Origin of the sequence: Actinokineospora enzanensis DSM 44649, assembly GCF_000374445.1 — a bacterium.
Taxonomy (GTDB): Bacteria; Actinomycetota; Actinomycetes; order Mycobacteriales; family Pseudonocardiaceae; genus Actinokineospora; species Actinokineospora enzanensis.
In genome coordinates this window covers 63,351-77,071 of record NZ_KB894426.1, presented here as the reverse complement: position 1 = coordinate 77,071, position 13,721 = coordinate 63,351, and the positions used below count along the sequence as shown (strand labels likewise).

Here is a 13,721-nt window from a genome sequence, read left to right as displayed (position 1 = left end):
TGACGTCGTGGAGTGCGGGCGGTTGTCCACAGGCCGGATTGTCGATCTTCGTTTCTGTCGGTGCACCCCGGTAGAATGGAATTCGGGGGTCCCTCTCACCAGTTGTCCACATCCGTTGGATTTGTCCACAGGTGCAGGCGTGGGGTGGCGGTCCGGGTGGGTCCGGCGGGAGTGGCTTGTGTGTTATGTCGGGTTCGACCCCGGCGGCCAAACGGACCTGGGGACGTTTCTCGGTGATATTCCGTCGCGTCGCTGGTAGGACTCGCGGGCATCGGTCCACATCCGGCGGATTCGTTCATGGACCCTTGTCCCGGGGGTATTGACCGGCGCGGAAATCCGGTAGCGTCGTTAAGGGACAAGGTTCATCCGGTTGGGGGTCGGGGAAGTTTTGTGGAGACTGGGCGGAAGTCCCTCTCGCGAGGGATGGGGATCCCCTGGGGACGGTCCGAATCCGGGGGTGCGCGGGCCTGGTCTCCGGGGGGTGCGAGGGATGCGGTTGCTGTTGGCCGTGGTGCTGCTGTTCGTGGCGACCGGTTCGCCCGCCCTGGCCGACTCCGGGCCGGTGGGGGCCGATGTGGTGGTGGCGCAGACGTTGGGGGAGCGTGAGTTGACCGTGGTGGTGCGGCGGGTCGACGCGCCGGGGCCGGTGCAGGTCGAGGTGGTGGGGCACGGTGTGGGCGGGGGGCTGCGGCTGCGCGTGCTGCCCGCGGGCGGGCGGGCGACGAGTGAGACCGCGCTCGACGTTCCCGCCGTGGGGGTCGCGGACACCCGGTTGTCGGTGGATCGGTTCGGGGCCTGGGAGCTCGAACTGGACGACGGGGTGGACGCCGCGCGGGTGCCGTTCCAGGTGTTGCAGCGGGTCACGCCCGCGTGGGAGCGCGCCGCCTACGGGGGGTTCGTGGCGGCAGGCGCCTTTCTCCTGGTCGCGCTGCCGCTCGCTGCGCGGCGTGGCTGGGTGGTGTGGGTGCCGGTCGGCGGGATCGTGGTGTCGTTGACCGTCGCGGTGACGGCGGCGTTGTTGTCCCCGACCATTCCCGCTCCGTCGACAGTGTCTAGAGTGTCCAATTCGGACACCGGGCGGCCGCCCGCGAACCTGGTCGTCACCACCGACGGCGCACCGGTGGCGGGGCGGCCGACGGCGGTGGAGCTGCGGTTCGGCGACAGCGGCACCGGGCGGCCGGTGGACGACCTGCTCGTGCACCACGGGGCCCTGGTGCACCTGGAGATCATCAGTCCGGGCGGCGTGCTCGCCCACGTCCACCCCGTCCGGGTCGCCCAGGGCGACTACCGGGTGCGGTTCACGCCGCGCGAGGCCGGGCGTTACGCGCTGGGGGCCGAGATCGCCCGCGCCGGTGGCGGGTCACAGCTCGTCCGGGCCGAACTGGCCGTCGGTGGGACCACTGTGGACAGTCCGGAGCCGTCCGCCGAGGGCAGGGTGGAGACCGGGGCGCTCGTCGCGAACCGGCCGGTTCAGCTGACGGCGGATTTCGGGGGCGCGGACGATCTGCAACCGTGGCTGGGGATGCGCGGGCACCTGTTCATCGTCGGGCCGGGGGAACGCGTCTGGGCGCATCTGCACGCGTTGACGCCTGCCGCGGCGGGCGGGCAGCCGGACGAGACCGTGGCGGCCTATCCGGCGCGAGTGCCGTTCACCTTCACCTTTCCGGAACCCGGCCGTTATCGGCTGTGGTTCCAGGCCGAACGCGATTACCGCATTCGCACCATTTCCACCGTCGTCGATATCGCCGCGGACGGCGGTGCGCGATGACGACCCGAACCAGGTGGGCCTTCGCGGGCGTGGCGGCGGTGCTGGTCGTCGGGCTCGCCGTGCTGCTCTGGCCCAGCTCGGGCCGCGGCGTCGACCTGCGTGCCTCGGCGGGTGACTACGCGCTGCGGCTCACCGTCGACGACCCGCGGGTGGGCGCCAACACCGTGCGGGTCGAGGTCACCGACCAGGCAGGCGGGCCGGTGGCCGCCGACGAGGTCACCGTCGAACCCGTGATGGCCGACATGGGGCACGCGCTCGCCCCGGTCACCGCGACCCCCGACGGGCCCGGCCGGTACACCGCCGCGCCCACCGACCTGCCCATGGCCGGGCTCTGGGAGCTCACCGTCACCGTGCGCCGCGACCGGACCAGCGCGCACGCCGTCTTCACCCTCGTCGTCTAAGCCCGTCCCCGCTCCAGCAAGGAGGAACCATGGCCATCACCGCGAGCCGCGCGCGCGGGCTGCCCGCCGCTGTCGTGCTGCTGACCGGCACAGTGTTCTCGCTCATCGGCCTGACCTGGGACGTGCAGTGGCACTCCGACGTCGGGCCGGACACCTTCTTCACCCTGCCGCACCTCTTCCTCTACGCGGGCAGCGCCATCTCCGGCCTGGCCGCGCTCACCGCCGTGCTTGCCACCACCGCCGCGCACCGGGCGGGCGCCGTCCCCGACCCGAGCCTGGGCGGCCCGCCGATCCGGGTTTTCGGCCGCGCCTTCACCGCCCCGCTCGGCTACCTGGTGGCGGGCTGCGGCGCCGCGTCCTTCCTGCTCTACGGCCTCTGGGACCAGTGGTGGCACGGCCTCTACGGGTTCGACGCGGTGATCGACTCGCCGCCGCACATCGGGCTGCTGCTGTCCATCTCGGCCACCCTGGTCGGCACCGTCGTGGTGTTCGGCGCCGCGGACGAGCACCGGTGGGGCCGGATCGGCGCGCTCGTGTCGCTGGCCGTGCTCGGCGCGTTCGACACCGTCATCGTGTTCGCGTTCAAGTCCCTCAACGGCCAGGTCAACGCCATGCACGTGGCCATGGCCGCGCTGATGGTGCTGGTGCTGGCCTGCGCGACCGCGTTCACCCGGTACGGCGGCGTGCTGATGGCGCTGGGCCTGGCCGTCATCCAGGCCGTCACCTGGTGGTTCTCGCCCTGGGCCAGCCGCGTCTACGCCGAGGCCGTCGGCCTGCCGATGCGCGACTACGCCGGGCAGGAGCCGCAGCTGCCCGCGCTCATCCCGATGTCCCTGGTCGTGGTCGCGCTGCTGGTCCACCCGCTGCTCACCAGCCGGTCCCGGTGGGCCGCGCCGCTGGCGGGCGCCATCGCGGGCGGTCTGCTCGCGGGCCTGCAGCGCCCGCAGAGCTCCTGGGTCTTCGACGGGCCCCTGCCGCCGCTGCAGCGCGTGCTGCTCACCGCGCTCGTCGGCGCCGTCGTCGGCCTGGTCGCCGCCCCCGCGGGCAGGCGCTTCGGCCGGATGCTCCGTCTCGCGGGCGACCGCACCCCGGAAAGGAACTGACATGCGCAAGCTCGCCGTCCTGCTCGCCACCGCGGGCCTGCTCGTCGCCACCGCGCCCGCCGCGCTCGCCTACGAGCCGGTCAACGTGGTCCACACGGAGAAGGTGCAGGCGGGCCCGTACGCGGTCACCGTCGGGTTCAGCGCCTGGCCGGTGCGGGCCATGCAGTCGCTCGACTTCACCTTCGCCGTCGACGGCGGCATCGCGGGCAAGTCCGGCTCCATCGTGTTCCTGCCCGCCGCGGACCCGCGCGAGGCCTGGGACGAGCCGCTGGCCCGGCACCCGCGCCAACGCGAGGTGTGGGGGCTGGACGTGCGGGCCATGGACGAGCCGGGCGACTACGCCATGCGGTTCCTGATCGACGGACCCGCGGGTCCCGGCGTCGGCGAGCTGGCCGACCTGCACGTGCTCGACCAGCCGGGCCCGCCGCTGGGGCTGAGCTGGGCGGTCAGCTCGCTGCCGTTGGTCGGTCTGGTGGTCTTCCTGGTGCTGGCCTGGCGCCGCACCAAGGGCCGATTGATCACCTGAGCGGGTGACCTCACGGCCCATTCACGGGTCGCTCATGGGGATTCCTCAGGTTCGTCCGGAACATGCCGACCAACCACTCGAAGTAGGTGGCAGGTGATGCCCTGGGACTGAGTGGACGTGAGGTTACCGATGGCTGCGGCTAACGCGACAGACAACAAGCCCCCGCGCGCCTCCGGGGTGCGCTTCGCCAACTGGGGGATCCGGGCGAAGATCATGGTGGCGCTGACCGCCGTGGTCGCGGTGGCGGTGGTCATCGGCGTCCTGGCCATGATCCAGATGTCCCGGTTGGACAAGCGCCTCAACACCGTGGCCACCCGCAACGCGGCCGCGCTGAGCGACCTCGGCGACATCCGCGGCGCCCAGGGCGACATCAACCACTGGGCCGCGATGTGGTACGTCATCCCGACCCCGGAGGGCAAGAAGACCGCCCGCGACGGCCAGCACGAGGCGGACGGCAAGATCGACAAGTCCATCACCAGCTACCTCGCGCACACCACCGAGCAGGAGGGCCGCGACAAGGCCGCCAAGCTGCTCGCCGACCAGAAGACCTTCCGCATCGAGCGGGACATGAGCTACGGCGACCCGGCCCCGGCCGGCTACACGCCGATGAACGACATGAGCAAGTTCACCGACCTGATCATGGGCATCGACAACGGCATCGCCGACCTGGCCACCATCGAGCGCACCAGCGCCGAGCGCGCGGCCGCCGACGGCGAGAGCGCCTACACCACCGCGTGGACCATCGTGCTGATCGCGATGATCCTCGGCCTGGCCGCCGCGCTGGCCCTCGGCGTGATCATCGCGGGCCGCATCGTGCGTCCGCTGCGCCAGATCACCGGCGTGGCCAAGCACATGGCCGACGGCGACCTGAGCCGGGCCGCGATCGTGCAGGGCAATGACGAGGTCGGCCAGCTTGGCGTGGCGTTCAACCAGGCCAGGGAGAACTTCGGCACCGCCGTGTCCGCGCTGGCGAACACCGCGGAGACCCTGCAGAACGACTCCACCCGCCTGGTCCAGGTCAGCGACCGGCTGCTCACCGGCACCACCGGCGCCAACACCCAGGCCACCCAGGTCGCCTCGGCCGCGGACCGGGTGTCGCTGAACCTGCAGACCGTCGCCACCGGCGCCGACGAGCTCGGCTCCTCCATCAAGGAGATCGCGCACAGCGCCAACGAGGGTGCCACCGTGGCCTCGCACGCGGTCGAGGTCGCCGCCTCCACCACCGACGTGGTCGCCAAGCTCGGCGACTCCTCGGCGCAGATCGGCAACGTGGTCAAGGTCATCACCGAGATCGCCGAGCAGACCAACCTGCTGGCCCTCAACGCCACCATCGAGGCCGCCCGCGCCGGTGAGGCGGGCCGCGGCTTCGCCGTGGTCGCCTCCGAGGTCAAGGAGCTCGCCCAGGAGACCGCCAAGGCCACCGAGGACATCGTCCGCAAGGTCGAGGCCATCCAGTCCGACACCGCCCAGGCCGTCGGCACCATCGGCGAGATCAGCTCGATCATCGCCAAGATCAACGACTACCAGCTGGTGATCGCCTCCGCGGTGGAGGAGCAGACCGCCACCACCGCCGAGATGGGCCGCAACATCGCCCAGGCCGCCTCCGGCTCCTCGGAGATCGCGGGCAGCATCGGGCACGTCGCCGACGCCACCAGCGTCGCGGCCAACGAGATCGACGAGAGCCGCCAGGCCGCCGTCGACCTGGAGAAGCTGTCGGCCCACCTGCGCGACCTGGTCGCCAAGTTCCGCTACTGACCCGCGTCCCCACAGCCGGAGGCCGGTTCGAGCACCCGCTCGGACCGGCCTCCGGCCTTTTGCCATGAGGTGGCGCCTGGCCCGCTGTTCACCGGCGGGCTGTGGCGCCGGGCAGAGGGGTGGCGGGCGCCTGGCGGCCGGGAGTGGATGATCTTGGGCGGCCCTTGGCCCCCGTATCCATCCCAGGGCGGGGGTACGACGGTTCCGGCGGCGGATGATCTTGCCTGGGGATGGCGGGTGTACGGCGGCTCGGGAGTGTGACCTGGGGGTCGGGCGCGGGTGCCGGGTCGGGCATGATGGCCGGTCGTGTCCACACTGGTCGTTCTGCAGGCGGCGCTCGACGGCGAGGTCGGGCGGTTTCCGGAGAAGCGCGTCGCCGACGCCGTGCGGGGGCTGATCGAGCGGTACCGCACCGGGGTCGACCCGGGGGACGTGGTGCTCGACGCCGATCTCGCCGCCGTCGCCTACGCCGCCTACCGGATGCCCGCCACGCACGCGGCGGTGGCGTCCGTGCTGGGGCGGGTGGCGGACCTGGCGCCGGGGTTCGCGCCGGCGCGGATGGTCGATGTCGGGGGTGGGACCGGGGCGGCGGTGTGGGCGGCGGCGGAGCGGTGGCCGTCGTTGACCGACGTGACCGTGCTCGACCGGTCGGGGCCCGCGCTGACGTTGGGGGCGCGGCTGGCCAAGGGGGCCGGTCTTCCCGACGTGCACTGGCGGCGGGCGGCGATCGGGACCGACATCCCGGACGCCGACGTCGCGACCCTCTCCTACGTCCTGAGCGAGCTCACCGAGGCCGCGCGCGCCGACGTCGTGCGGGCGATGGCCGCGAAGGCGGGTCTGGTGGTCGTCGTGGAGCCGGGCACGCCCGCCGGGTACGAGCGGGTGCTGGCCGCCCGCGACGAGCTGCTCGCCGCCGGGATGCGGGTGCTCGCCCCCTGCCCGCACGACGACGCCTGTCCCGTCCCGCGCGGCCAGGACTGGTGCCACTTCGTCGCACGGCTCGGGCGCAGTGCCGTGCACCGGCGGGTCAAGACGGCCACGCTCGGGCACGAGGACGAGAAGTTCTCCTACGTCGCCGCCACCCGTGCCGAGTGGCCGCCCGCGCCGGGCCGGGTGGTCCGGCACCCGCTCAAGCGCAAGGGGCTCGTCGCGCTGCGGGTCTGCGGGCCGGACGGGCTCGTCGACACCACCGTCACCAGACGCGACCCCGGCGCCTACCGGTCCGCCCGGGACACCGCCTGGGGCGATCCCTGGCCCGACCCCGCCGGGTGACCGGTCGGCAACGCCGCGTGTCAGGCGCGGAATCTGAGGAGTTGTTGGGAAAATTCGGACGTGAACCGCGTCATGATCGACGACCCCGGGCGTTCCCCAGGCATGCGGACCCCCAAGACGCCCCACGGCCCCCGGCTCGTCATCCCCGAGCCGCGCCAGGGCACGGCCGACCCGATGGCCGCGCTCACCCCGTTGCAGCTGCGCGTGCTGCGCATGCGGGTTGTCGAGGGACGTACTGCGGAACAGGTCGCGGTGCTGCTGGACATGTCCCCGCGCGCGGTGCGCGTCACCCAGCACAAGGCGTTGGAGACCCTGCGCGCCTACCTCAAGGCCGCCGACGACCAACCCGACGCGGGCTGACCTGTCCCGGGGCGCGCGCCCGCATCGCGCGTCCCACCCGGACAGGTGAACCTCGCGTCGAAGATCGGCCAGGACACCCGGCCCGCCCCGGCCGCGCCCCTAGCGTGGTCGCCATGAACGCGGCGACCGTCCACCGGCGGCACTGGGCCACCATCGACGCCTACGACTGGGAGGGCATGCGCGCCCTCTACCACCCGGAGTACGTCTACACCGACGTCACCGGCACCCGGTTCGCCGAGACCGACACCCCGGTGGCGGTGATGAAGTACCTGCACGCCGCGTTCCCCGACGTGGTGTTCGGCTACACCGACTTCCACACCGGCGTCGACGGCGCCACCTCGTTCGTCGAGGTCCGCTGCGTCGGCACGCACCTGGGCCCGCTCGGCCCGCTCCAGCCCACCGGCCGCCGCGTGGTCAGCCACGCCTGCCACGTCGTCGAGGTCCGCGACGGGCTCATCCGGCGCGAGCGCGACTACTTCGACATGGCGGCCATCCACCGGCAGATCAGCGGCGAGTTGGTCGTCGTACCCTGATCCACATCGGGTCGGTATTCACCACCCGGCCGTTACCAGTCGCCGTTCTATTCTGTGAATAGCCCGGATTGGTATTCCCGTTTCGCCCGAAGTCGGCCGTCGCCCCCGGCAACCGCCCTGGTCCGGGTGGTGCAACGGAGGTTTCGGCCATTCGGACCATCACGCCGTCCTATAGTGGAATGTGATGGCCGGAATGATTCTTGTAATCCTCTCGTGATATCTGGGCGCCGTGTCCTCCTCTACTGTTTCGCGAGGCTTCACCCGGAGTCATCCCCACGAATCGGGAGGAATTAGTGCGCCGAAGATTGGTCGTCGCGCTCGCCGCGGCGACGGTGGTCGGCACCGGGGCGGTGGTGGTGCACGGCTCGGCCGTGGCCGCGCCCGCCTCCGCGCCAGCACCCCAGGCCGCGGCGGACCAGACCGACGAGGTCGTCTCGCCGTTGGAGAACAAGCGCCGCACCCTGCGCGAGGAGGGCCTGGCCAAGGTCCTCTCCGGAGAGGCCAGCGCCGAACAGCGCGGGGCCAGCACCGTGGTCAAGGTCGGCGCCAAGCCCGCCGCCAAGAACCGCAACAACGGCAAGGCGGGCGACCAGTACGTCGAGCTCGGCCGCGAGAAGACCGACAAGATCTTCGTCGTGCTCGCCGAGTTCGGCGACCAGCGGCACCCGGACTTCCCGGACCGCGACACCAGCCCGGCGACCCCGGGCCCGACGCGCTACGACGGTCCGCGGCACAACCAGATCCCCAAGCCCAACCGCGCGGTCGACAACAAGACCGTGTGGCAGGCGGACTACTCGCAGAAGCACTACCAGGACCTGTACTTCGGCCAGGGGTCGAACGTCGAGTCGCTGAAGACCTTCTACGAGAAGGCCTCCTCCGGCCGGTACTCGGTCGACGGCCAGGTCACCGACTGGGTGAAGGTGCCCTACAACGAGGCCCGGTACGGCCGCTCGGACGGCTCCCCGTGCCCCGGCAAGATCTGCGGCAACAGCTGGTACCTGGTCCAGGACGCGCTCAACCAGTGGGTCACGGACCGCAAGGCGCAGGGCGCGAGCGACGCCGACATCAAGGCCGATCTCGCCTCCTACGACCAGTGGGACCGCTACGACTACGACGGCGACGGCGACTTCAACGAGCCGGACGGCTACATCGACCACTTCCAGATCGTGCACGCGGGTGCGGACCAGTCCGACGGCGACCCGCAGTACGGTGAGGACGCCATCTGGGCGCACCGCTGGTACGCCTTCTCCGGCAACACCACCGGACCGGCGGACAACCGGCTCGGCGGCGTGCAGATCGGCAACACCGGTCTGTGGGTCGGCGACTACACGATGCAGCCGGAGAACGGCGGCCTCGGCGTGTTCGCGCACGAGTACGGCCACGACCTCGGTCTGCCGGACAACTACGACACGGTCGGCCCGGGTGGTGCCCAGGAGAACGGCATCAACTGGTGGTCGCTGATGGGCCAGAGCCGCGTCTCGCTGGCCAACGAGCCCATCGGCCTGCGCGCCAACGACCTGTCCCCGTGGGACAAGCTGCAGCTGGGCTGGCTGGACTACGAGACCGTGGTCGCGGGCCAGGACAGGAAGATCGACCTCGGCCCGGCCGCGTACAACACGGACAAGGCGCAGGGCGTCGTGGTCGTGCTGCCCGACAAGGTGAAATCCGCCGTGTACGGGCCGCCGTTCGCGGGCCAGAAGATGTGGTGGAGCGACAAGGGGGACAACCTCTCCAACTCGCTCACCCGCCCGGTCGACCTGACCGGCAAGTCGTCGGCCGAGCTCAAGCTCAAGGCCCGCTACGACATCGAGGACTGCGACTGCGACTTCCTCTTCGTCGAGGCGTCCACCGACGGCGGTGCCAACTGGACCGCGCTGGACGGCGTGGCCAACGGCAAGCCGTTCACCCGGGACGCCACGGGGGTCCCGGCGATCACCAACACCACCAACAACCAGTGGGTGGACGTGTCGGTGCCGCTGAACTCCCTGGCGGGCAAGAACACCCTGCTGCGCCTGCGCTACCGCACCGACGGCGGCCTGGCGCTCAACGGGTTCTTCGCCGACGAGATCTCGGTCGTCGCCGACGGCGCCGCGCTGTTCACCGACGGCGCGGAGTCGGGCAACAACGGCTGGACCCCGACCGGGTTCCGCATCACCACCGGCACCGAGACGGCCACGTTCGACAACTTCTACGTGGCGGCCAACCGGGTCTACACCGGGTACGACAAGTACCTGCAGCCCGGCCCCTACGACTACGGGTACCCGGACAAGCCGAACTTCGCCACCCGGTTCCCGTACCAGGAAGGCCTGCTGGTCAGCTACTGGGACACCTCGCAGGCGGACAACAACACGTCCGTGCACCCCGGCGAGGCGAACCTGTCGATCGTGGACGCGCACCCGGACCCGATCTACAACCTGCAGGGCCAGGCGTGGCGGCCCCGGGTCGCCGGGTACGACGCGCCGTTCTCGCTGCGGAAGGCCGACTCGTTCACCCTGTACGCGGGTGGTCGGGCCAGCTACATCCGGGGCCAGAACGCGCAGCCGCTGTTCGACGACACCAAGTCGTACTGGAACGCGGCGCAGCCGACGGCGGGCGTCAAGCTCCCGGCCGCGGGCGTGGGCATCAAGGTGCTCAAGCAGGAGGGCACCTCGCTGACCGTTCGGGTCTTCCCGACCAAGAGGTGAGGTGACGGGCCGGGGGTGACGGCGGGGCATGCCTGCCACCTCTGTGTCCACTGAGGACACCAGGGCCGGTGCTGGGGTTATCCCCAGCACCGGCCCTGGTGGCTGCCGGATGGCCGGACCGGGGACCGCTGCTTACCGTGAGTGATACCACTCAACGGGAAAGCGGGGTTTCTCTGTCATGTCGAGTGTCGTGGTCCGCACGTTCCGGCGTACGCCGTGGCTCGTCCCGGCCGCCGCACTGATCGTGGTCTTCCTGGTCTACTCGCTGCCGCCGTACGTCGGGCTCGACCCGGCCCGGTCCCGGGTACCGGCGACGTCGTCGGTGCACTACCCGGCACTGATCGCGCACATCGCCTTCGGGGTGGTCGCGATGGTGGCGGGGTTCCTGCAACTGTGGCCGTGGTTCCGTGCCCACTATCCGCGACTGCACCGCCGCGTCGGCCGCGTCTACGTCTTCGCCGGGGTGCTGCCGGCCGCGGTCGCCGGGTTCTTCGTCGGCATGACCTCGCCGTTCGGCCCGGCCAACCAGGCCAGCGCGATGCTGCTGGCACCACTGTGGTTCCTGAGCACGCTCACGGGCTGGCGGCGGGTGCGCGCGCGGGACTTCAAGGGGCATCGGGAATGGATGCTGCGCAGCTATGTACTCACGCTGTCGACAATCACCAACCGGATCTGGGCGCCGATACTCGCGGTGGTGCTGAGCCCCGGCCTGGACACGACCTTCGGCGGCAGTGAGGTCGCGCTCGGCCAGGCCATCGCGGGCACCACGGCGTGGCTCGGCTGGACCGTCCCGCTCATCGGCGTGGAGTGGTTCCTGCACCGGAAGCGGCAATCGGCCCGGTGAACCGGGCGAGCGGTGCGCGATCCGGTACGGGCCGGTTGGCCGTCGCCTCCCCTGAGGTGCCCCGGTCACGGCCGGTAGCGCTGACCTCCCTGCTGACCGGTTCGGTGGGGATCGTCGGGTTCGTTGGACGGAATACGTCGACCGGTGTGCTGCGACGACTGCCCCATCGGCCGCAGTGGATGCCGAATCACTGTTCACTGTGGATGGTCGTCGGTCCGGCGGGAGTACCAGTAGTCCACCGCGCCCTGTAGCACCGTCCGGAAGAGGGCGAAGTTCACCGGCTTGTAGATGTAGCTGTCCGCCCCGGCCGCATAACACCGGTCGATGTCCGCGGACGTGGTGGACGATGTCAGCACGATGATGGTCATGTCCGCGAAGGACGGGTCCGCGCGGACCGTGGTGAGCACCGTGTAGCCGTCGGTGGCGGGCATGGTGAGGTCGAGGAACATGAGGGCCGGGCGGGGGCGCGACGGGTCGTGCAGACGCGGTAGGACCGTGTCGCCGTCGGGGAGGAACTCCAGGGTGAGCTCGGGGTGGGAGCGGGACAGGGCGCGTTCGATGGCCTCGCGGTCGAGTTCGTTGTCCTCGACGATGAGGACCAACCGGTCGTCGGTCACCTGCCGGTCCACGACGTGGCTCCGTTCCTGGGGTCGAGGTGGCGGATGGCGAGGACGGCGACGTCGTCGTTGACGTGGTAGCGGTCGGAGCCGGAGACGAGGGCGTCGACCAGGGCGGCGGCGGGCAGCGAGCGCAGTCCGGCGAGGGTGTCCGCCAGCTCGGTCTCGCCGAAGAGGCGGCCGTCGGTGTCGCGGGCCTCCAGCAGGCCGTCGGAGAACAGCAGGACCAGGTCGCCGGGGTAGAGGTGGTCGGTGGCGGTGTGCAGGGCCAGGTCGTCGAAGACGCCGAGGAGGCGGCCGGTGCAGTGGGGTTCCTCGACCGTGCCGTCGCGGCGGACGATCAGGGGGCGGGGGTGGCCCGCGGACAGGGTCTCCAGGCGCAGCACGTCGTCCGCCACCGGGCCGAGGGTGGCGGTGGCGATGGTCAGGAAGCGGGAGATGCGGTCGCGGCGCATCTTCCGGTTGAGGATGTCCAGGGCGTGCCGGGGCGAGCCGCCGCCCGCCAGGACGGTCTCCAGGGTGTGCCGGGCCAGGCCGGTGAGCGCGGCGGCCGGGGCGCCGCGGCCGCACACGTCGCCGACCAGGGCGACGACCGGGCCGCCCTGGTCGACCACGCCGTAGAAGTCGCCGCCGACCTCCAGGGTGTGGTCGGCGGCGTTGTAGCCCGCGGCCAGTTCCAGGCCGGGGACCTCGGGCAGCACGGCGGGCAGCAGGTGCTGCTGCAACGAGAGCACGTCGTGCCTGCGCTGCTCGTACAACGTCGCGTTGTCGATCGCCAGCGCCGCGCGGCCCGCCAGGTCGTGCAGGAACCGGGTGGAGTTGCGCCAGGTCGAGTGCCTGCGGTGGAAGAACGTCAGCAGCCCGAGATCCCGGCCGCGGGCGCGCAGCACGGCGATCGTCATGGTGTCCAGGCCGACCGCCGCGGGCAGGCACGCCGGGTGCGGGCCGTCGCCGGGGGTGGGTCGGGCGGTGCCGTCGACCACCGGTTCACCCGCCCAGTGGCCCGCGCGCAGGTGGTCGGCGAGTGGGGCTTCGCGGTGCGCGTCCACGTGCGCCACCGCGATCGGGACCATCCGGCCGTCCCGCTGGATGTGGATCGCGGCGCCGTCGGCCAGGGCGGGCACGACCATGCGCACCACCGCGCGCAGCGTGTCGGCGATGTCCAGCGAGGCGTCCATCCGCAGCGACGCCTCGGCCAGCAGCGCGTCCAGGGCCTGCTGGTCCTCCAGGTCCCGCTGCTCGCTGATGCGGTGGTCGGCGGCCACCACCACCTCGCTCGCCTGCCCCAACGCGGTGACGAGCGTGGCCTGGTCGGCCGCGGCGGAGGCGACCGCAAGCGCCATCACGCCCCGGCCGCGCCGCGCGACGTCGAGGGTGGCCACCAGCAGCCCGTCCGCCCCGCACCCGGCGACGCGCTCGGCGAGCCCGGCGGACAGCCGCGCCGCGGGCAGCTGGGTGATCTGGCCGATCATGGTCTTGTGGTGCGGGTCGGTGATGTCCGCGACCGGCTGGGCGGACAGGTCCCGGCCCAGCTCGGCGACGTCGGCGGCCAGGCCGGGCAGCCGGGTGTGCAGGCCCGCCGCGTCGGCCCAGCGGGTGACCAGGACCTGGCCCGCGGCGGCGAACCGGACCCCGAGCACGGCGCGGACGCCCGACAGCGACAGCAGGCCGGTGTACAGCTCGTGCGCGAACTCGCGGGTGCTCGCTGCCGTGAACGCCGAGCGCCACAGCGCGTGCAATCGGTCGGACCAACGGTCCGGTCGGTTCGGCTCCACGATCCCACTCTGCTCGTCCCGGTGCGCCGCGAATGCGCCGGGCCAACTGTATGGTCTTGGCGCGGGATCGGCCCGCGGGCGGG

The 13,721-nt window shown here is 71.7% G+C and carries 12 protein-coding genes; 10 read left to right on the top strand and 2 right to left on the bottom strand.

Going from position 1 to position 13,721, the window contains the following annotated elements:
• Window positions 1–490: 490 nt before the first annotated feature.
• The 10 genes from C503_RS0124800 (at window position 491) to C503_RS0124755 (ending at window position 11,246) form a co-directional block, all read left to right on the top strand.
• Window positions 491–1,768, top strand: a complete 1,278-nt coding sequence (locus C503_RS0124800; protein WP_018684936.1) for a hypothetical protein — start codon at window positions 491–493, stop codon at window positions 1,766–1,768.
• Window positions 1,765–2,169, top strand: coding sequence for a FixH family protein (locus C503_RS0124795; RefSeq protein WP_018684935.1), 405 nt, complete (start codon window positions 1,765–1,767; stop codon window positions 2,167–2,169). Before C503_RS0124800 ends, C503_RS0124795 begins: the two co-directional genes overlap by 4 nt.
• A 29-nt stretch (window positions 2,170–2,198) precedes the next feature.
• Window positions 2,199–3,272 carry a hypothetical protein gene (locus C503_RS0124790; protein ID WP_018684934.1) on the top strand — a complete coding sequence of 358 codons (1,074 nt, stop codon included), beginning with the start codon at window positions 2,199–2,201 and terminating at the stop codon, window positions 3,270–3,272.
• Between the two features lies 1 nt (window position 3,273).
• Complete coding sequence (locus C503_RS0124785; protein WP_018684933.1) at window positions 3,274–3,798, top strand: hypothetical protein; 525 nt, start codon at window positions 3,274–3,276, stop codon at window positions 3,796–3,798.
• A 129-nt stretch (window positions 3,799–3,927) separates the two neighbouring features.
• Window positions 3,928–5,553, top strand: a complete 1,626-nt coding sequence (locus tag C503_RS0124780; RefSeq protein WP_063710839.1) for a methyl-accepting chemotaxis protein — start codon at window positions 3,928–3,930, stop codon at window positions 5,551–5,553.
• Window positions 5,554–5,859: 306 nt separating this feature from the next.
• Window positions 5,860–6,825, top strand: a complete 966-nt coding sequence (locus tag C503_RS0124775) for a small ribosomal subunit Rsm22 family protein (protein ID WP_018684931.1) — start codon at window positions 5,860–5,862, stop codon at window positions 6,823–6,825.
• 60 nt (window positions 6,826–6,885) lie between these two features.
• Complete coding sequence (locus tag C503_RS40705; RefSeq protein ID WP_018684930.1) at window positions 6,886–7,185, top strand: RNA polymerase sigma factor; 300 nt, start codon at window positions 6,886–6,888, stop codon at window positions 7,183–7,185.
• 113 nt (window positions 7,186–7,298) lie between these two features.
• On the top strand, window positions 7,299–7,718 hold the full coding sequence (locus C503_RS0124765) for a nuclear transport factor 2 family protein (RefSeq protein WP_156893452.1): 420 nt from the start codon (window positions 7,299–7,301) through the stop codon (window positions 7,716–7,718).
• Between the two features lie 293 nt (window positions 7,719–8,011).
• Window positions 8,012–10,402, top strand: coding sequence for an immune inhibitor A domain-containing protein (locus C503_RS0124760; protein WP_033401007.1), 2,391 nt, complete (start codon window positions 8,012–8,014; stop codon window positions 10,400–10,402).
• Window positions 10,403–10,580: 178 nt separating this feature from the next.
• Window positions 10,581–11,246 (top strand): DUF2306 domain-containing protein, encoded by a 666-nt coding sequence (locus tag C503_RS0124755; RefSeq protein ID WP_018684927.1) that lies wholly within the window; start codon window positions 10,581–10,583, stop codon window positions 11,244–11,246.
• A 194-nt stretch (window positions 11,247–11,440) separates the two neighbouring features.
• Here C503_RS0124755 and C503_RS0124750 read toward each other — a convergent pair whose 3' ends face one another.
• Both C503_RS0124750 and C503_RS0124745 read right to left on the bottom strand, forming a co-directional pair.
• Window positions 11,441–11,875, bottom strand: a complete 435-nt coding sequence (locus C503_RS0124750) for a response regulator (RefSeq protein WP_018684926.1) — start codon at window positions 11,873–11,875, stop codon at window positions 11,441–11,443.
• Entirely contained in the window at window positions 11,860–13,638 is a 1,779-nt protein-coding gene (locus C503_RS0124745; RefSeq protein WP_018684925.1) for a PP2C family protein-serine/threonine phosphatase, read from the bottom strand. Before C503_RS0124745 ends, C503_RS0124750 begins: the two co-directional genes overlap by 16 nt.
• Window positions 13,639–13,721 lie beyond the last annotated feature (83 nt).